This is a genomic window from cyanobacterium endosymbiont of Braarudosphaera bigelowii, assembly GCF_020885515.1.
GTDB lineage: Bacteria > Cyanobacteriota > Cyanobacteriia > Cyanobacteriales > Microcystaceae > Atelocyanobacterium > Atelocyanobacterium thalassa_A.
The window spans coordinates 80371-97284 of record NZ_AP024987.1 but is presented as its reverse complement, the minus strand read 5'-3'; the positions used below and the strand labels follow the sequence as shown (position 1 = coordinate 97284).

The following is a 16914-nucleotide window of genomic DNA, read 5'->3' as shown; positions in this document are numbered from 1 at the left end:
ATCCTCTAAGCATTTTGTAGGCACAACAGATCAATAAGCTACTATATTAGCTTTCTAACCTTGACGTTGTTTATGTTTTGGATTGATACAAAGTACCATGACTTTGCCTCGTCGCTTAATCACGCGACATTTCTCGCACATTTTTTTAACAGATGGTCTAACTTTCATAAGTTTTTAACAGCAAGACTGCAAGCCTTTTATTATATCAAGATATCTCTTCTTTTGTCAGCTTATTAAGTAAGATAAATAGTGAAGACTATAGTTACTAATTTTTTACTTTTTACCTTTAAGCCGATAGGTAATCCTACCTTTAGTTAAATCATAGGGTGTCAGTTCAACTTTAACTCTATCCCCTGGTAGAATTTTAATATAATTTCGACGAATCTTTCCAGAAATATGGGCTAATACATTAAACCCATTATCCAAATCTACTCTAAACATCGCATTTGGAAGAGATTCTGTCACTGTCCCTTCCATTTCAATTAAATCTTGTTTTGACACGATTACTATGCCTCAAATAAGTACAACACAAAAAGGTTAATAACTTGTTTCTAAAAAATGATTATTTTACGTGTAATCTAACTTATCTATAATTTTGATATTTAGAAAATTTTAGTCAATCCAGAAGTAAGTGTATTTTTTAATATAATTGTCACTTCATCCGGTTTAAGATTACCATCAATAGAAACAAGTCTTTTATTTTGACGATAATAATCTAATACAAGCTGAGTTTTTTCTCTATAAACTTCTAGACGTCGACGAATAGTCTTTTCACTATCATCTTTTCTTCCTCTAAGTAGTAAACGTTCTACAATTACCTCATCGGGAACTTCCAGATTAACTGCTTGTTCTGAAAATTTACTGAGTCTCTTAAGCAACGTATCTAAAAACTCTGCTTGAAAAATATTACGAGGAAACCCATCTAGAATCCACCCTTTCTGTGCATCCTGTTGGTTTAATCGCTCTTGAATTAAACCTAATAATAATTTATCAGGTACTAATTCTCCTTTATCGACATAAGACTGAGCTTCTTGTCCCAGCTTTGTTTGATTAGTGATAGCCTCTCTTAACATTTCTCCAGTAGAAATATGAGGAATGTTAAATTTTGCTGATAGTTTTTGAGCTTGGGTTCCTTTTCCAGAACCGGGAGGACCTAAAAAAATCAACCCTTTTCCTGTACTCATAATCTTCTTGATAATGTTTTTTGCATATTTATGTGGTTAATCAATAGGTTGAAAAATACTAAGATTCTTTACGATTGCCTATTGTTTGACCATTCCCTCATAACGTTGAGAAATTACATAGGTTTGAATTTGTTTTGCTGTGTCAATAGCAACACCTACTAATATTAATAATGATGTAGCTCCCAAACCTCTGAATGTAGTAACTCCAGTAGCTCCTTCTACCAAAGTTGGGACCGTAGCTACGAAGCTCAAGAAACCAGCACCTAAGAAAGTTAAACGATTTAAAACTCCCTCTAAGTATTCTTTTGTTTTTTCACCAGGTCGTATGCCGGGAATACTAGATCCCATCTTTTTAAGATTTTTTGATATGTCTTCAGGATTAACAATTAAAGAAGCATAGAAATAGCTAAAAAATAGAATTAAAATAGAGTAAACTCCAACATAAGACCAGCTACCTGGTCTTAAAGCATTTGTAACTTTCACTAGAGCTTCACTAAAAGCGCCTCCATTACCAAGAAAACCAATTAAACTTTGAGGTAGGATTAGAACTGCTGATGCAAAGATAATAGGCATCACACCCCCTTGATTGAGTCTCAGAGGTAAGTAACTTGTTCTCTCTCGGTATAGTTTACGACCTACTTGACGGCGGGCCGATATAATAGGAATACGACGTGTTCCTTCTTGGACAAAAACAATTCCTACTATCATGACTAGAAAAACAAGTAATAAAATAATTACTTGTGCAACTGCCTGTCTTCCACCAGTTTGAGCATAGTCAATAGTTTGTCCTAAAGTCCTTGGTAGGCTTGCCACAATATTGACAAAAATCAGTAGAGAAGCGCCATTACCAATCCCTCTTTCTGTAATTAGCTCTGATACCCACATTACAAACATAGAACCTGCCGTTAATGCTAATACAGTTTCTGGCACAAACCAAAATGTACTACTTAAAGCATATTCTTTTAACAGGCCTACAGTAATAGCGGTACTTTGTACTATCGCCCATCCAGCAGCTACATACCGAGTTATTTGCGAAATCTTACGTCTTCCTGCCTCTCCTTCGTTTTTTTGAAGGTCTTCTAAAGATGGAATTGCAGCAGTCAATAACTGCATAATAATAGAAGCATTGATAAAAGGAAGTATTCCTAGAGCAAAAATACCTAAAGTGGAAATACCACCACCTGTAAAGATATCTAAAAAACCCAAAACTGGACTATTACTAATAGCACTAATAAACTTTTCTCTATCAATACCAGGAATAGGAATAAAAATCCCAAAACGAATTAAAGTTAACAGACCAATTGTAATTAATAAACGACTTCGCAATCCAGCTGCTTGAGCCATTTGCAAAAACGTTTCTTGTGCTGTGGGTGTTTTGTCTCGACTGACGACCATGGGTAATAACCTAATTTATCAACGATTATTTATCAGTTGTTATATTTGATATATTTTGGCAGGTTCCACCAGCACTTTCAATTTTTCTTTGAGCAGATTTGGTAAACGCAGCTGCCTTAACGACTAGGGCAACATTTAACTCTCCATTACCTAATATTTTCAATGGACCATCATTACTAGTTACTATTCCTTGTTTCATTAAACTATATAAGTCTATCTCGCTATTAGCTGTCAGACTATTTAGTCTATCAACATTAATGATAGTAAATTTACTAGGATTAACTAAGGGAAAATGCTTTAATTTTGGAACCCTACGGTAAAGAGGCATCTGGCCTCCTTCAAATCCTGCTTTAGTACCTGTTCCTGAACGAGATTTTTGACCTCGCATTCCAAAACCACCACTTGCACCTTGACCAGCAGAAATACCCCTGCCTACACGGCGACGACGTTTTGTTGATCCTTCTTTAGGACTAAGATTATGAATTCTCATAAGATTTATTAAGATTAATAATTACAAAACTAGACTTAAGCATAAAGATGCTCTAAGGGAACGTCCCTTTCTTGTGCAACTTCTGATAATGTTCTTAACCCTTCAAGTGCATCTACAGCAGCCCTTGCGTTATTAAGAGGATTATTGGAGCCTAACTGTTTAGCTAAAATATTTTTAAGTCCAGCTAACTCTAAAACTGTTCTTACAGCACCACCAGCAATTACTCCAGTACCAGGAGCTGCTGGACGTACAATAACTTTCGCTCCGCCAGCGACTCCTTTCGTTATGTGAGTGATAGAGCTAGATTTTGTAATTGAAACATCGACAAGTTGCTTTTTACCGTCTGCGACTCCTTTTCGAACCGCTCCTATAACATCTCCAGCTTTGCCGACCCCAACACCGACTTGTCCTTTTTCATTACCAATAACAACAACTGCACGAAAGCTAAGCTTTTTCCCTCCTTTAACAACTTTACTAACTCTACGAATCTGAATAACTCGCTCTTGCCAGTTAGTCTCTTTAGCTTTATCTCTGTTGTTTTTACGATTTTTTGCCATAGTTTTTACTGCTTAGTGTAAAGATATTAATGCCTTTAGTTAGAATTTCAATCCTGCTTCACGAGCAGCTTCAGCTAAAGCCTTGACTTTGCCGTGGTAAAGATTACCACCTCTGTCAAACACGACTTCTTCGATTCCTTTTGCAATTAATCGTTCAGCAACTAATTTTCCTACTGCTGACGATGCTTCGCAATTGGAGCTTGATGCTAAAACTTCTTTAAGCCCCGGTTCTAGAGTAGAAGCAGCTGCTAATGTATGCTGCTTTACATCATCAATTATTTGGGCATAAATATGTTGATTTGAACGGAAAACAGCTAGACGAGGACAACTTGATGTTCCACTAACCTTTTTCCGGATACGTTGATGACGACGTTTTAAAGATTCTCTTCGTGTAAGCTTCATAATTACTTCTTACCTGATTTACCTGCCTTACGAACGACAAATTCATTAAGATAACGAATGCCTTTACCTTTATATGGTTCTGGAGGTCTTACTGCTCTAATCTTAGCAGCTATATTTCCGACTATTTCTTTATCAATGCCGCTGATAATAACTGATGTATTATTTTCAACAACAACACTGATGCCACTAGGCATAGTTATTTCTACTGGCTTACTATATCCAACATTAAGAGTTAAGTTAGAACCTTTTGCTTGGGCACGATATCCTACCCCTTGGATACTAAGACGTTTTTCAAATCCTGCTGATACCCCATGAACCATATTGGCTACTAAGGTGCGACATAACCCATGACGTTCACGAGAAATACGAGATTCATCTTGTCTTTGAACTAGAAGAGTTTCCCCATCTTTATTGAGCTGTACTTTAGAGGGGAGTTCACGCTCTAAAGAACCTTTAGGACCTTTTACAGTGACGTATTGACCTTTAATATCAATAGTAACTTTATTAGGTAATATAATTGGACGTTTACCAATACGAGACATTTTTTTACGTTTTCAGTAATTATTTATGGGTTAAATATTATTCGAGATAGAGATGGTAACTAACTTTATTACTACCAGATGTAGCATAAAATTTCACCACCAATATTTTGGCGACGCGCCTCTCTATCCGTCATAATTCCTTTGGAAGTGGAAATAATAGCAACGCCAATACCTCCAAGTACGCGAGGCAAATCCTTCCGATTAGAATATACTCTTAGTCCAGGTTTACTAACCCGACGTAGTGTATTAATAATAGGTTGACGACCTCTCGCTTTATATTTAAGAGAAATAACAAGGTGTTTTTGTACACCTTCTCCCACTTCTTCGAAACTCTGTATAAAGCCTTCTTCTTTAAGAACTTGAGCAATACTTCGAGTCATTCTTGTCGTGGGAACTTTTGTTGTTGTATGTCGTACCGCACAAGCGTTGCGAATACGGGTTAACATGTCTGAGATAGTATCGTTAGGTGCCATTATTGCTGATGAGTTTCTCCTGTAGAATAAAGGATTACTAGGTACGGAAGGGCATTCCCATTTCTTTTAATAACGCACGCCCTTCTTCATCAGTTTGGGCAGTGGTAATAATAGAAACATCCATACCTCGAATTTGATCAATGGTGTCATAATCAATTTCTGGGAAAATGAGTTGTTCTCGAACACCAAGACTATAGTTACCTCGTCCATCGAAACTTTTTGGACTAATACCTCTAAAGTCTCTAATCCTGGGTAAAGCTACATTAATTAGTCGATCAAGAAATGCATACATTTTTTCAGAACGCAACGTTACCATAACACCTACCGGCATTCCTTCGCGAATTTTAAAACCTGCAATTGCTTTCTTAGCACGAGTTATAACTGGTTTTTGGCCAGTTATAACTTCCAACTCACGAATAGAAGATTCTAGAGCTTTAGCATTTTGTGATGCCTCTCCTAAACCTCTATTAATGGTAATTTTAAAGAGCTTAGGAACCTGATGAACATTGGTATAGTTAAACTGTTGTTTTAGTTTACCTATAATAGTTTCCTGGTAAATATTTTTTAGTCTAGATTGAACCATAGTATCTTTCTCTATCTCTGGGCTTTGTCAGAGGGAAATAAGTGTTAATCATTAGTTAGGAAGTATCGAACTAATCGATAATTTCACCCGTTTTTTTCAGAATACGTACTTTCTTACCCGCTTCATTAAAAGTGTAATTAATACGACTCGCTACTTGTTTTTTACTGGAATACAACATTACGCTAGAGCTATGGATAGGAGCTTCAAATGTAGTAATCTGGCCAGATTCTCCTTCTTGTTGGGGCTTAACGTGCTTAGTTTTAACGTTAGTTCCTTTTATGAGGACTTGGCTACTTTTGGGAAAAATTTTTATAATTTCTCCGATTTTGCCTTTATCTTTTCCAGAAATTACTTGTATGTTGTCTCCAACTTTAACGTGCATTTTGTAACGCTTCGGTTGAGCTGTTTTACTCATTAGAGTACCTCCGGTGCCAAAGAAACAATTTTTGTATAACTTTTATCTCGTAGTTCTCTTGCTACAGGACCAAAAACACGAGTTCCTTTTGGGTTACCATCCGCATTTATTATTACAGCAGCATTGTCGTCGAAACGTATGCTCATACCGTTCTCACGGTTAATAGCTTGACGAGTTCGTACGATAACTGCTTTTACAATATCAGAACGTTTAACGGGCATATTTGGTATAGCGTCTTTGACGACGGCAACGATTTGATCGCCAATCGCCCCATATCGGCAATTTCCGGTTCCTAAAACACGTAAACACATTAATTTACGAGCTCCGCTATTGTCGGCGACATTAAGATAAGTTTGCTGTTGAATCACGATATTAACTTAGGTGATTTAATGAGAGGTTAAAATTTCAGTCATGACCCACCTTTTTGTCTTACTTAGGGGTCGAGTTTCTTGAATGCGAACTCTATCCCCTTTTTGACATTTATTGTCTTGGTCATGAGCCTTGAATTTTTTGGTTTTTACAATAATTTTTCCGTACTTTGGGTGAGGAGAACGATTTTCTACTTCTACCACAATGGTTTTATCCATTTTAGTACTAACTACTACTCCAACTTTTTCTTTTACTGCCATAATTAAGTTATTCCTCTTTAAATGGAGTTGATTCAGAATTATTTTTACCAAGTTGGCGCTCTTGCTCAACTGTTAATAGTTGAGCTATTCGATGACGAGTATGTTTAAACTCGTGAGTCTTTTCTAGTTGACGAGTAGCTTGCTGAAATCTTAATTCAAAAAGCTTCTTCTTGGCAGCAAGAATCTCTTCTGCTAAATCTTGATTACTAAGACTCCGAGCTTCTGCAATTTTAGGTAGAGACATGATTTAGTTGTACTCCTCCTGACTAGTTATGAACTTTGTTTTAATAGGAAGCTTCTGTGCAGCAAGACGCATAGCTTCACGAGCAATAGATTCAGTTACTCCAGAAAGCTCAAACATAATACGTCCTGGCTTCACTACAGCAACCCAATATTCTGGAGATCCTTTTCCTGAACCCATACGAGTCTCTGCTGCACGCATAGTAACAGGTTTGTCTGGAAAAATTCGAATCCAGATTTTTCCACCTCTACGTATGTAGCGAGTCATAGCACGACGAGCAGCTTCTATTTGACGAGCAGTAATCCAACAAGGTTCAGTAGCTTGAAGAGCATATTCTCCAAAATTGAGGGTACTGCCTCGATAGGCTAGTCCTCTCATTCTGCCTCGTTGTTGTTTCCGAAATTTTGTTCTTTTAGGACTTAACATTTATAGTCAACAATAACTTTTAAATTAATAGCCTTAACTATTCTTCATTGGAACGGTCTTCAAACTGTTTTCGACGATTACGTTTTGGAGTCGGGGCAGTAGAAACTACAGCCTGCTCTTCTTGTCCCGGAATTATCTCTCCTTTGAAGACCCATACTTTGACTCCCAATATGCCGTAAATTGTTTGTGCAGTCCGATATGAGTAGTCGATATCTGCTCTGAGAGTGTGAAGAGGAACACGTCCCTCTCTTACCCATTCAGTTCTTGCAATTTCAGCCCCATTAAGACGTCCTCCGACCTGAATTTTTATACCTTTAACCTCAGCTCTTTGAGCCCTTTGAATAGCTTGTCTAACTACTCGACGGAAGGAAACTCTTCGTTCTAGCTGTTGAGTGATATATTCAGCAATTAATGCAGCATCTGCATCAACTCTGGATACCTCAATAACATTAATCCGGATTTGACGATTTTCCCCTAAGTTTTTTTGGAGCGCAGTTCTTAGCTGCTCAATTCCACTACCACCCCTTCCTACTACGACTCCGGGACGGGCAGTATGAATTGCTAAATCAATTTGATCAGCTTTTCGTTCTATTCGAATATCAGCTATACCAGCATTGCTAAGGTTTTTTTCGACATGTTGTCTAATAGCCAGATCTTCCTGTAGTAATTCTGGATAACGTCTTTTGTCAGCATACCAACGAGATTTATGTTCTTTGGTAATACCTAAACGAAAACCAATTGGATGTATTTTTTGTCCCATATGTTCTCTTGGCTAGTTTTTAGAAATACATATCATTTTGTTCCCACCTCAGATGCAACTGTAATGGTTATATGACATGTAGGTTTACGAATTTGATAGGCACGTCCTTGGGCTCTAGGACGAAACCTTTTTAAACTTGGACCTCCATCAGCATAAGCTTTACTGACAAATAAAGTTGCTGGATCAAGTCCATTATTATGTTCAGCATTAGCAACAGCAGAACGTAAAAGTTTAATAATTGGTTCGCAAGCTCTGTACGGCATAAATTCAAGAATAATGAGAGCTTCGCGATAAGAACGCCCGCGAATCTGGTCTAATACGCGTCTCACCTTGAATGGAGACATTCGTATATATTTAGATATGGCTTTAGCCTCTGTTGTCATGTCAAGTGCCATGATTGTTAGTTTTGTAAATAACTTTTACTGTATTTTATCGGCGACCCGATTTTTTATCACTTTTAGCGTGTCCTCTAAAAGTACGTGTAGGAGAGAATTCTCCTAATTTATGGCCAACCATTTGTTCTGAAATAAAAACAGGAATATGTTGTTTTCCATTGTGTACAGCAACTGTATGGCCAATCATAACGGGAACTATCGTTGAAGCTCTTGACCAGGTTTTAATAACCTGTTTATCTCCTTTCTCATTGAGCTTTTCGATTTTAGTCAAGAGACTATCTGCAATAAATGGACCTTTTTTTAGAGAACGACTCATAAGTAAGAATTTAACAAAGTGGATATTTTAACGGCGGCGACGTATTATAAGACGTGAACTGGCTTTTTTCTTATTGCGAGTTTTTGCTCCTAGAGCAGGCTTACCCCAAGGAGTCATTGGCCCACTTCTCCCGATAGGAGCACGTCCCTCTCCACCACCGTGTGGATGATCTACCGGGTTCATAACACTTCCTCTAACATGAGGTCTTCGCCCCAAATGCCTTGTTCTTCCAGCTTTACCCAATGTAATATTTCTAGCTTCAATATTACCTACACGACCCATGGTGGCATAGCATTCTTTGCGTACCATACGTACTTCTTTAGAAGGTAATTTTAAAGTTACATAGTTTCCATCTTTGGCTACAAGCTGTGCCACAGCCCCTGCTGAACGAACCATTTGCCCACCTTTTCCAGGTATCAATTCTACATTGTGAATTTCTGAACCTAAAGGAATTTTGTATAGTGGTAGAGCATTACCAATTTCGTAAGGAGAATTTTCCCCGGATACTACAGTTGCGCCTATAGTAATACCTACAGGAGCTAAAATATAGCGTTTTTCTCCATCTTGATAAAATAAAAGGGCAATACGAGCATTACGGTTAGGATCATACTCAATAGCAACAACTTTTGCAGGAATATCGTGTTTATCCCGTCTAAAATCTATAATCCTATAAAGGCGTTTGTGTCCGCCCCCACGATGGCGACTAGTAATAACACCACGATTATTACGCCCTTTTTTGTTGTGCTTATATTTAGTTAATGATTTTTCAGGCTTGCGTTTCGTGATGTCAGCGAAATCTGAAACAGATGCCTGTCTGGTTCCGGGAGTGTACGGACGATAGGAACGAATACCCATTGATTATCTCTCAGGTTTTTTCTTTTAATGAAAGTTCCCTGGCTGTACCAGGTTTATGTATCAGGAAATAAATTAATTGTATTTCCTTCTTCTAAAGTCACAATCGCTCGTTTATACAAGGATTTATGACCAATAAATTTACCAACACGGCGTTTTTTCCGTGGAGGAAGGATAGTATTAACCCCAATTACTTTAACATCAAATAGACTTTCGATTGCAGCCTTGATTTCGGGCTTCGTAGCTTTAGGCAATACATTAAAAACGTATTTATTTTGCTCTAAAAGCGTGGTAGCTTTTTCCGTAATAATAGGCTTGAGTATTAAATCGGCCAGATGACGAGGATCGTATTTATTTTTAGTCATTGTAAACCTCCTGGATTTTTACTAAAGCTTCAGAGGTTATAATAATTTTGTCTGCATTAAGTAAATCATAAATATTTAAACTATCTGCCCGTAAAATTTTTACATATGAAAGATTACGTGCTGATAAATAAACATTATTATCTGTTTCTAAAAGAATTAAAGCTACTTTTTTCCTTGGCTTTACTCCCCATCGGGTTAAAGCTGCAGTGAATTCCTTGGTCTTCGGATCAGGAAGTTGCTCAATAAAATCTTTAACTATAATTAGATCTTCAATTCTACTGCCAATAGCAGTTCTTAAAGCTAATCGTCTTTCTTTACGATTCATTTTTAGGCTAAAGTCTCTTGGCTTAGGACCAAAAATAACTCCACCTCCACGCCATAATGGAGAACGAATGGAACCTGCTCTAGCTCTGCCTGTACCTTTTTGTCGCCAGGGCTTACGACCACCACCTCTTACTTCTGCTCTTGTTTTGCTACAAGCGTTGCCTTGACGAGCATTAGCAAGATGTCGAACTACTGCGCGGTGTAATAAGTGGGCTGAATTTTCTTCTTTTGCTACCTTCAAATTTAAGGTAACCTGCCCTACTAATTCTCCTTGCCAGTTTTTAACGTTACAATCAACCATTGTTTTTGATTTGTTTCTCGTTTAATTAACTGTTCTTGATTACTTACCAACAATTTTAGTTGGTATAATGTTTAGAAGTCCTCCTGGCTTACCAGGAACAGCTCCTTTAATTAATAAAAGATTACATTCAGCATCTACTTGAACAACTTTTAGATGACGAGTAGTAACTTGACTGGCACCATATTGACCAGCCATCTTTTTACCAGGGTAAACTCTTCCAGGAGTTGTTCCTGCACCAGTAGAACCAGGTAATCGATGACTTTTGGAACCATGAGTCATGTTGCCACGTTTAAAATTATGACGCTTCTGATATCCAGCAAAACCTCTCCCCATGGATGTTCCTGTAATATCTACCAAATCGCCTGCATTAAAGAGATCAGCGTTAACTGTTTCTCCTAGCTTATAAGGTTGTGTATCGTCAACGCGATATTCCTTAAGATGACGTAAGGGTAAGGCGCCAGCTTTTTTTAGATGACCTAACTCTGGCTTAGCCAAAGCCTTTTCTTTAACCTCTGAATAGCCGATTTGAACAGCATTATATCCATCGGTATCGGATGTTTTTATTTGGGTAATGGTACAAGGACCTACTTTCATGATAGTCACAGGAATAGCAAGTCCTGTTTCATCATCAAATATTTGGGTCATACCGAGTTTGGTACCGAGAAGACCAATAGCCACGGTTTTTTCCTCTATGAACTAGACAACAAGATTGCCTGAACGGTATTAATCGTTCTAAGCATACACAGGAAATTCCTGCTTGCTTTTAAGGATACACACTCAATGTAAAACTTGGTGGTATCGATCAAAAAAAGTGATGATTATTTATTGCTCATCGCAGGACGGACTGGGCTTTATCACCGTTGCTCTCTAAGACTTAAAGTTTTATGTCTCCAGTATCTTAAAGCGATTCTTTTATCTGCCCTAAAATAAAAACTATTTTATAATTTTTAACCCCGACTCATAATCTTAACTTGAATTAATTACAATGTCAAGAGATTATATTAGTTTTGCTTTGACATAATTCTGAATTAAATAAAACTTTAAAAACATAAAGTAATTTCTATAGATCTTATTTATCTTAAACTGAATATTTAGTTTAAAAAAATACTTAAACCTGCTAATTTAACAGCTTTAATATATCCGGAATATTATGAATTATCGTAGTAAAATTACCTGTTATGAAGAGCAGCGTCCTTAATATGTAGTTTTCTGGAACTTTATATAATTTTGATTAATAACTTTTAACCAAGAAATAGCGAGCATTAAAAAATTTTAAATAAATAAGTCTTGTGATTATTTGTCCTGCCTCAGTTCTCTTTTATCTTATTTTAAAAATAATTGAAAGAAATTTATATGATGTTACAACTCAATTATATTGTTCTATAATCGGGTAAGATTAGTAATAACTATAACACTATATCAAGTTCTCATTATTAGTTAACTTTTCCACAAAACACATGAATAAAGCAAAATTTAAACTGTATATAAACAATTGTTAAAAATAACACTTATTTTTTATATCTTGCTCAAAAAATTACTGTAAGTACATATTATATTTTTAAATTAATTGAAGAATTAGAGAATGTAATTTCTAATCCTGTAATTATTCTATTCACGAATTCTGTGGAATGTCTTGTTATAAAGACAAATTGCCTTCTAGATAATTTTACATATTTTTTAATCAAAAACAGTGGCATTTATACCTCAAAAAGATTCATTTCAGCCTATCCAAATTACCGATGAACTAAATAAACTTCTAGATGTTTTACCACCAAATATTTATCATCACATTAAAAATCATCCAGAATGTAATCATTTAATAGAAGTAGTCATGGACTTAGGAAGACTGCCGGAAGCTCGCTTTTCTGAATATGCTATTTATTTAGGAACGACTTCAATTTCTGCTGCTGATTTAGAATATACTATTCAAAGGATAGGGACTTTTAGCGATGATAATCGCGCAGGAATTGAAAAGACCTTACATCGTATTAGCGCTATACGCAATAGAAAAGGAAGTGTTGTTGGGCTAACTTGCCGTATAGGGAGAGCTGTCTTTGGAAGTATATCTATAATTCGAGACTTAGTAGAAATAGGAAAATCGCTTCTTCTATTAGGTCGGCCAGGTGTAGGAAAAACAACTGCATTACGTGAAATTGCAAGAGTCCTCGCCGATGATTTTCATAAACGAGTCGTTATTATAGATACTTCTAACGAAATTGCCGGAGATAGTGATGTTCCCCATCCCTCAATCGGTAAAGCGAGAAGAATGCAAGTATCTACGCCTGAACTACAGCATAAAGTAATGATTGAAGCAGTTGAAAATCATATGCCAGAGGTCATAGTTATTGATGAAATTGGAACAGAGTTAGAAGCTTTAGCTGCTCGTACTATTGCTGAGAGAGGTGTTCAGTTGGTTGGGACAGCTCATGGAAATGAAATTGAAAACTTAATGAAAAATCCAACTCTTTCTGATTTAGTAGGAGGAATTCAAGCTGTTACACTTGGAGATGAAGAAGCAAAACGAAGAGGTTGCCAAAAAACTGTTCTGGAGCGCAAAGCTCCTCCTACTTTCGAAATTGCAGTTGAGATGTTAGAACGTCAAAAATGGAGTATCCATCAAGATGTAGCGTATACGATAGACACCCTACTTCGTAGTGGAAAGCCTAATACTGAAATACGAACAGTTAATCAAGATGGAGAGATTAACATCGCTCAAGAAACATTTGATGATACTGAACTTTTAAAAACACCTGAGTATCGTCAACAACCTAAAACTGCTACACAACCAAGAGGATGGCGAGCTTCCGGTAAAATGATACCTATTCCTTCCTTAAGAAGTAAAGATGCAAATAAATTAGGTGAAACATTAGAATTTGATAAACTATTAGATGCTTCCTGGTATCAATTCGAGAATAAAGATAACGGAAGTAAAGCAAAAACATTTAATCTAGAAGGAGAAGATCTTCCTATCTATGTTTATCCTTATGGAATAGGTAGATCTCATTTAGAACAAGTTATTAAGATTCTTCAGCTACCAATTATGGTAACAAAGGATCTAGACAGTGCTGATGTAGTTCTTGCATTACGCTCATACTTAAAAAATCAATCAAAACTACGCCAAGTGACCAAAATGAGACAAATTCCTATTCATGGCGTGAAATCTAATACTATTCCTCAAATCACTTGCACTTTACAAAAATTACTAGGAGTTAGTGAAATGCAAGTTTCTAAAACAGCTGATTTACGTCTTTTTACTAGAGGAGATAATGATGACGAATTGGAAGCTTTAGAGGAGGCAAGATTAGCAATTGAGCAAATTGTTTTACCTAAATGTCAACCAGTAGAACTATTACCAAGATCTCCTAAAGTGCGAGGCATGCAACATGAACTAATTGAACATTATCGTTTACAGTCAGATAGCTCTGGAGAAGAACCTAACCGCAGATTAAGAATTTACCCTATATAAAAAACTTATGTTGGTAAAATAGAAGAACCTTGTATAGAAAAGTATAATTTCTAAATGTATTAAAATGGCTCTTGACCAAGTTAATTTTAAGTTTGAAAACTTAGATATGTTTATCGTGTCTATGAGTTCTGGCTGATTTATAAGATTTTAATATTTATTAATGCATAGATAGTAATACTTTTCTATTTATAAATCTATATGCGAATCTAGCTTATATAATAAGATAATATAAAATTTACTTACCGTTTGAGATAAAACACTAATTTATGTAGAGTAATAGAATTATTTTTATATACAAAGGTAATTTATAAAATAACGTTTTACTAAACTTAAATTTGTTATCTTACTTGCTTTCTCTCACAAATGTATTTACAATCTTGTAGTTGAAAACAGTACTGAATTCAAATAATTTGAATTGGATACTATTTTTATTATTTTTGGAATGTTCGTAATAGGATGATAACAGAAAGTGCCTATAACCCAAGTACAGCAAGATTTACAAGGCTAAGATTTAGTTTTAATAAAAACATTTTTTTGAGCTACACAAAAAGTACTAGATAAGAGTCTCAAATATTATAGTCTAATAGGCTTTTATGGCTAGGCTGAAAAAGCCTATTTGTTTACTTTTCTATCCCAATAATTATTAGAGATCTGAATGAGTTTTATCTTAGTTTTTGGTTTGTTAGTGGCTGGAATTGTCCTGTTGATGGTCGGTGCAGAAGTTTTAGTTAGAGGGGCTGCTGATATAACTTCAAGTCTCGGAATTTCCCCTTTAGTTGTAGGACTAACTATTGTTTCTTACGGGACTAGCTCTCCGGAAATGGCAGTAGCTGTTCAGTCAAGTTTAGCCGGTCAAGCAGATCTAGCTCTAGGAAATGTTATTGGCAGTAATATTTTTAATATTTTAGTCATTTTAGGAATATCTTCTTTAGCTATTCCATTGATAGTTGCTCAACAATTAATTCGTTTAGATGTTCCTATTATGATTGGAGTATCAATTTTAACTTTTTTCTTCGGGCTAGATCGTACAATACATCGTTCTGACGGAATCATTTTATTGATTGGTGGTGTTATATACACTACTTTTTTAATTTATAAAGGGGCAAAAGAGTCAAGTAATTCAAACCCTAATGATGATGAAAGTAAGATTTCACCTCTATCCTTTAGTAGATTTATTAAAGACATTATATTTATTTTATTGGGTGTAGGATGCTTGGTATTGGGATCTCAATGGTTAGTTGATAGTGCAACAGAGATTGCCCGTAAAATTGGAGTAAGCGATTTGATTATTGGCTTAACAATTGTAGCTACAGGAACATCTTTGCCTGAGCTGGCAACTTCAGCCGTCGCAGCATTAAAGGGAGAAAGAGATATTGCTGTAGGAAATGTTATCGGTAGCAATATCTTTAATATTTTAACTGTACTAGCTATTTGTGCTATAGCTTCACCGACAGGAGTTCCTGTTTCTGATGCTGCTTTACATTTTGATTTACCAGTAATGATAGCTATCGAAGTGGCATGTCTGCCTATCTTTTTTACAGAAAACATTATCAGACGTTGGGAAGGCTTTTTGTTTCTAAGTTATTATGTTGCTTATACAACATACTTAGTATTATATTCTACAGGACATCACGGATTGCCTATTTTTGGTAGCATTATGTCATTTTTTGTAATTCCTATTACTATATTAACTTTAATGATTTTAATGTTGAATAGCTATAGAAAAAAACAAAACAAGACATTGAATAAAACAGAAACCTGAAGAAATAGAATAGATTCAAAATATCTTTTTGATTAAATAATATTTATAATTTCTGGTTAGAATCTTATTATGTTGTAATAATTTACCTAAGATGAAAAATGAAAATCAAACAGGCTGGCTAATAATGCTTCCAGCCTTACTTTTATTGATTTTTGTATTTATTTATCCAATTGCAAGTGCATTTTTATTAAGTTTATTTACTAAAAATCTTGGTACTCAGCTAGAACCTATTTTCTCAGGATTATCAAATTATTTTCGAATGGCAAGAGATGGACGTTTTTTACAAGCCATTTGGAATACATCTATATTTACTGCGATAAGTGTTACTTTAGAATTAATTTTAGGAATGATTTTGGCCTTAACTTTAAACCAAACCTTTTTCGGTAGAGGTGCTGTTAGAGTTATTTCTATGATTCCTTGGGCGTTACCGACTGCAATAATGGGATTGGCCTGGGCATGGATTTTTAATGATCAGTATGGAGTTGTTAATGATATTTTACAACGTTTGGGCATCATTCATACTGGAATTAATTGGTTAGGTAATCCAACTTTGGCTATGATTGTTTTGATTATTGCAGATGTATGGAAAACAACTCCATTTCTTGGTATTATTTTGCTATCAGGCTTACAATCAATCCCACAAGATTTGTATGAAGCACATGCTATAGATGGAGCAAAACCTTGGCAAAGTTTCTGCCAGATCACCTTGCCACTAATTATGCCACAAGTTCTAATTGCAATATTATTTAGATTTGCACAAGCCTTTGGTGTATTTGATTTAGTTCAAGTCATAACAGGAGGAGGTCCTGCCGGGGCGACAGAAACTGTTTCTATTTATATTTATGCAACAGTTATGAGATACCTAGATTTCGGTTATGGTGCTGCATTGGTTGTAATAACTTTTTTACTATTAATAATAGTTGTTGGAATTGCCGGAATCTTATTAATAAGCTTTAAAAAAGATAGATAAATATCTATAATATCGTTAGGCTAATTGTTCAGAATAAGGGAAATAAGAGAGGAGAATATTAAAATA

General features: G+C 35.7%; 25 protein-coding genes. 3 read left to right on the top strand and 22 right to left on the bottom strand.

Features of this window, described 5'->3' with window-relative positions; all coding sequences use genetic code 11:
* Window positions 1-54 precede the first annotated feature (54 nt).
* From rpmJ to rplC, 22 genes are all read right to left on the bottom strand, one after another.
* On the bottom strand, window positions 55-168 hold the full coding sequence (rpmJ, locus tag LPC16_RS00445; RefSeq protein ID WP_229637342.1) for a 50S ribosomal protein L36: 114 nt from the start codon (window positions 166-168) through the stop codon (window positions 55-57).
* A 105-nt stretch (window positions 169-273) separates the two neighbouring features.
* Complete coding sequence (gene infA, locus LPC16_RS00440) at window positions 274-501, bottom strand: translation initiation factor IF-1 (RefSeq protein WP_012954409.1); 228 nt, start codon at window positions 499-501, stop codon at window positions 274-276.
* A gap of 101 nt (window positions 502-602) precedes the next feature.
* On the bottom strand, window positions 603-1184 hold the full coding sequence (locus tag LPC16_RS00435) for an adenylate kinase (RefSeq protein ID WP_040054590.1): 582 nt from the start codon (window positions 1182-1184) through the stop codon (window positions 603-605).
* Window positions 1185-1262: 78 nt separating this feature from the next.
* Window positions 1263-2579 (bottom strand): preprotein translocase subunit SecY, encoded by a 1317-nt coding sequence (gene secY, locus LPC16_RS00430; protein WP_229637341.1) that lies wholly within the window; start codon window positions 2577-2579, stop codon window positions 1263-1265.
* Window positions 2580-2604: 25 nt separating this feature from the next.
* A complete protein-coding gene (gene rplO, locus LPC16_RS00425; RefSeq protein ID WP_229637340.1) occupies window positions 2605-3069 on the bottom strand; it encodes a 50S ribosomal protein L15 in 465 nt (154 codons plus the stop codon).
* Window positions 3070-3104: 35 nt separating this feature from the next.
* The gene (gene rpsE, locus LPC16_RS00420) at window positions 3105-3626 is read right to left on the bottom strand and encodes a 30S ribosomal protein S5 (protein ID WP_040054593.1); all 522 of its coding nucleotides are present in this window, start codon (window positions 3624-3626) and stop codon (window positions 3105-3107) included.
* A 39-nt stretch (window positions 3627-3665) separates the two neighbouring features.
* A complete protein-coding gene (gene rplR / locus LPC16_RS00415) occupies window positions 3666-4028 on the bottom strand; it encodes a 50S ribosomal protein L18 (protein WP_229637339.1) in 363 nt (120 codons plus the stop codon).
* 2 nt (window positions 4029-4030) lie between these two features.
* Entirely contained in the window at window positions 4031-4570 is a 540-nt protein-coding gene (gene rplF / locus LPC16_RS00410; protein WP_040054595.1) for a 50S ribosomal protein L6, read from the bottom strand.
* Between the two features lie 71 nt (window positions 4571-4641).
* A complete protein-coding gene (rpsH, locus tag LPC16_RS00405; RefSeq protein ID WP_040054596.1) occupies window positions 4642-5043 on the bottom strand; it encodes a 30S ribosomal protein S8 in 402 nt (133 codons plus the stop codon).
* A gap of 37 nt (window positions 5044-5080) precedes the next feature.
* A complete protein-coding gene (gene rplE, locus LPC16_RS00400; protein WP_229637338.1) occupies window positions 5081-5626 on the bottom strand; it encodes a 50S ribosomal protein L5 in 546 nt (181 codons plus the stop codon).
* 70 nt (window positions 5627-5696) lie between these two features.
* Entirely contained in the window at window positions 5697-6041 is a 345-nt protein-coding gene (gene rplX, locus LPC16_RS00395; RefSeq protein WP_040054598.1) for a 50S ribosomal protein L24, read from the bottom strand.
* Window positions 6041-6409 carry a 50S ribosomal protein L14 gene (gene rplN / locus LPC16_RS00390; protein ID WP_040054599.1) on the bottom strand — a complete coding sequence of 123 codons (369 nt, stop codon included), beginning with the start codon at window positions 6407-6409 and terminating at the stop codon, window positions 6041-6043. Before rplN ends, rplX begins: the two co-directional genes overlap by 1 nt.
* An 18-nt stretch (window positions 6410-6427) precedes the next feature.
* Complete coding sequence (gene rpsQ, locus LPC16_RS00385) at window positions 6428-6670, bottom strand: 30S ribosomal protein S17 (protein WP_229637337.1); 243 nt, start codon at window positions 6668-6670, stop codon at window positions 6428-6430.
* A 7-nt stretch (window positions 6671-6677) separates the two neighbouring features.
* Entirely contained in the window at window positions 6678-6914 is a 237-nt protein-coding gene (gene rpmC, locus LPC16_RS00380; protein WP_229637336.1) for a 50S ribosomal protein L29, read from the bottom strand.
* Between the two features lie 3 nt (window positions 6915-6917).
* Window positions 6918-7337: a 50S ribosomal protein L16 gene (gene rplP / locus LPC16_RS00375; RefSeq protein WP_040054602.1), complete on the bottom strand. Its 420-nt coding sequence runs from the start codon at window positions 7335-7337 to the stop codon at window positions 6918-6920.
* Window positions 7338-7374: 37 nt separating this feature from the next.
* Complete coding sequence (gene rpsC / locus LPC16_RS00370) at window positions 7375-8097, bottom strand: 30S ribosomal protein S3 (RefSeq protein WP_040054603.1); 723 nt, start codon at window positions 8095-8097, stop codon at window positions 7375-7377.
* Window positions 8098-8129: 32 nt separating this feature from the next.
* Window positions 8130-8492 (bottom strand): 50S ribosomal protein L22, encoded by a 363-nt coding sequence (rplV, locus tag LPC16_RS00365; RefSeq protein WP_229637335.1) that lies wholly within the window; start codon window positions 8490-8492, stop codon window positions 8130-8132.
* A 34-nt stretch (window positions 8493-8526) separates the two neighbouring features.
* Window positions 8527-8808 carry a 30S ribosomal protein S19 gene (gene rpsS / locus LPC16_RS00360; RefSeq protein WP_229637334.1) on the bottom strand — a complete coding sequence of 94 codons (282 nt, stop codon included), beginning with the start codon at window positions 8806-8808 and terminating at the stop codon, window positions 8527-8529.
* 27 nt (window positions 8809-8835) lie between these two features.
* Window positions 8836-9663, bottom strand: a complete 828-nt coding sequence (rplB, locus tag LPC16_RS00355; protein ID WP_229637333.1) for a 50S ribosomal protein L2 — start codon at window positions 9661-9663, stop codon at window positions 8836-8838.
* Window positions 9664-9716: 53 nt separating this feature from the next.
* Window positions 9717-10025 (bottom strand): 50S ribosomal protein L23, encoded by a 309-nt coding sequence (locus LPC16_RS00350; protein WP_040054607.1) that lies wholly within the window; start codon window positions 10023-10025, stop codon window positions 9717-9719.
* Window positions 10018-10650 (bottom strand): 50S ribosomal protein L4, encoded by a 633-nt coding sequence (rplD, locus tag LPC16_RS00345; protein WP_040054608.1) that lies wholly within the window; start codon window positions 10648-10650, stop codon window positions 10018-10020. Before rplD ends, LPC16_RS00350 begins: the two co-directional genes overlap by 8 nt.
* 39 nt (window positions 10651-10689) lie before the next feature.
* The gene (rplC, locus tag LPC16_RS00340) at window positions 10690-11328 is read right to left on the bottom strand and encodes a 50S ribosomal protein L3 (RefSeq protein ID WP_229637332.1); all 639 of its coding nucleotides are present in this window, start codon (window positions 11326-11328) and stop codon (window positions 10690-10692) included.
* Between the two features lie 1021 nt (window positions 11329-12349).
* Between rplC and LPC16_RS00335 the strand changes: the two genes are divergently transcribed.
* The 3 genes from LPC16_RS00335 to LPC16_RS00325 all read left to right on the top strand — a co-directional run bounded on the left by LPC16_RS00335 (window position 12350) and on the right by LPC16_RS00325 (window position 16848).
* The gene (locus LPC16_RS00335; protein ID WP_407084204.1) at window positions 12350-14116 is read left to right on the top strand and encodes a R3H domain-containing nucleic acid-binding protein; all 1767 of its coding nucleotides are present in this window, start codon (window positions 12350-12352) and stop codon (window positions 14114-14116) included.
* Between the two features lie 655 nt (window positions 14117-14771).
* Complete coding sequence (locus LPC16_RS00330) at window positions 14772-15878, top strand: calcium/sodium antiporter (RefSeq protein WP_229637330.1); 1107 nt, start codon at window positions 14772-14774, stop codon at window positions 15876-15878.
* Window positions 15879-15969: 91 nt separating this feature from the next.
* A complete protein-coding gene (locus tag LPC16_RS00325; RefSeq protein WP_229637329.1) occupies window positions 15970-16848 on the top strand; it encodes a carbohydrate ABC transporter permease in 879 nt (292 codons plus the stop codon).
* Window positions 16849-16914 lie beyond the last annotated feature (66 nt).

Bases quoted from the DNA above. Each gene is read 5' to 3' on its own strand.
- rplV (WP_229637335.1), bottom strand. From the start codon at position 8,492: ATGGCACTTGACATGACAACAGAGGCTAAAGCCATATCTAAATATATA.
- rplB (WP_229637333.1), bottom strand. From the start codon at position 9,663: ATGGGTATTCGTTCCTATCGTCCGTACACTCCCGGAACCAGACAGGCA.
- rplP (WP_040054602.1), bottom strand. From the start codon at position 7,337: ATGTTAAGTCCTAAAAGAACAAAATTTCGGAAACAACAACGAGGCAGA.
- LPC16_RS00350 (WP_040054607.1), bottom strand. From the start codon at position 10,025: ATGACTAAAAATAAATACGATCCTCGTCATCTGGCCGATTTAATACTC.
- rplR (WP_229637339.1), bottom strand. From the start codon at position 4,028: ATGAAGCTTACACGAAGAGAATCTTTAAAACGTCGTCATCAACGTATC.
- LPC16_RS00325 (WP_229637329.1), top strand. From the start codon at position 15,970: ATGAAAAATGAAAATCAAACAGGCTGGCTAATAATGCTTCCAGCCTTA.
- rplE (WP_229637338.1), bottom strand. From the start codon at position 5,626: ATGGTTCAATCTAGACTAAAAAATATTTACCAGGAAACTATTATAGGT.
- rplD (WP_040054608.1), bottom strand. From the start codon at position 10,650: ATGGTTGATTGTAACGTTAAAAACTGGCAAGGAGAATTAGTAGGGCAG.
- rpsQ (WP_229637337.1), bottom strand. From the start codon at position 6,670: ATGGCAGTAAAAGAAAAAGTTGGAGTAGTAGTTAGTACTAAAATGGAT.
- rpmJ (WP_229637342.1), bottom strand. From the start codon at position 168: ATGAAAGTTAGACCATCTGTTAAAAAAATGTGCGAGAAATGTCGCGTG.
- rplO (WP_229637340.1), bottom strand. From the start codon at position 3,069: ATGAGAATTCATAATCTTAGTCCTAAAGAAGGATCAACAAAACGTCGT.
- rpsS (WP_229637334.1), bottom strand. From the start codon at position 8,808: ATGAGTCGTTCTCTAAAAAAAGGTCCATTTATTGCAGATAGTCTCTTG.
- secY (WP_229637341.1), bottom strand. From the start codon at position 2,579: ATGGTCGTCAGTCGAGACAAAACACCCACAGCACAAGAAACGTTTTTG.
- LPC16_RS00330 (WP_229637330.1), top strand. From the start codon at position 14,772: ATGAGTTTTATCTTAGTTTTTGGTTTGTTAGTGGCTGGAATTGTCCTG.
- rpsE (WP_040054593.1), bottom strand. From the start codon at position 3,626: ATGGCAAAAAATCGTAAAAACAACAGAGATAAAGCTAAAGAGACTAAC.
- rplX (WP_040054598.1), bottom strand. From the start codon at position 6,041: ATGAGTAAAACAGCTCAACCGAAGCGTTACAAAATGCACGTTAAAGTT.
- rplF (WP_040054595.1), bottom strand. From the start codon at position 4,570: ATGTCTCGTATTGGTAAACGTCCAATTATATTACCTAATAAAGTTACT.
- rpsC (WP_040054603.1), bottom strand. From the start codon at position 8,097: ATGGGACAAAAAATACATCCAATTGGTTTTCGTTTAGGTATTACCAAA.
- LPC16_RS00435 (WP_040054590.1), bottom strand. From the start codon at position 1,184: ATGAGTACAGGAAAAGGGTTGATTTTTTTAGGTCCTCCCGGTTCTGGA.
- rpmC (WP_229637336.1), bottom strand. From the start codon at position 6,914: ATGTCTCTACCTAAAATTGCAGAAGCTCGGAGTCTTAGTAATCAAGAT.
- rpsH (WP_040054596.1), bottom strand. From the start codon at position 5,043: ATGGCACCTAACGATACTATCTCAGACATGTTAACCCGTATTCGCAAC.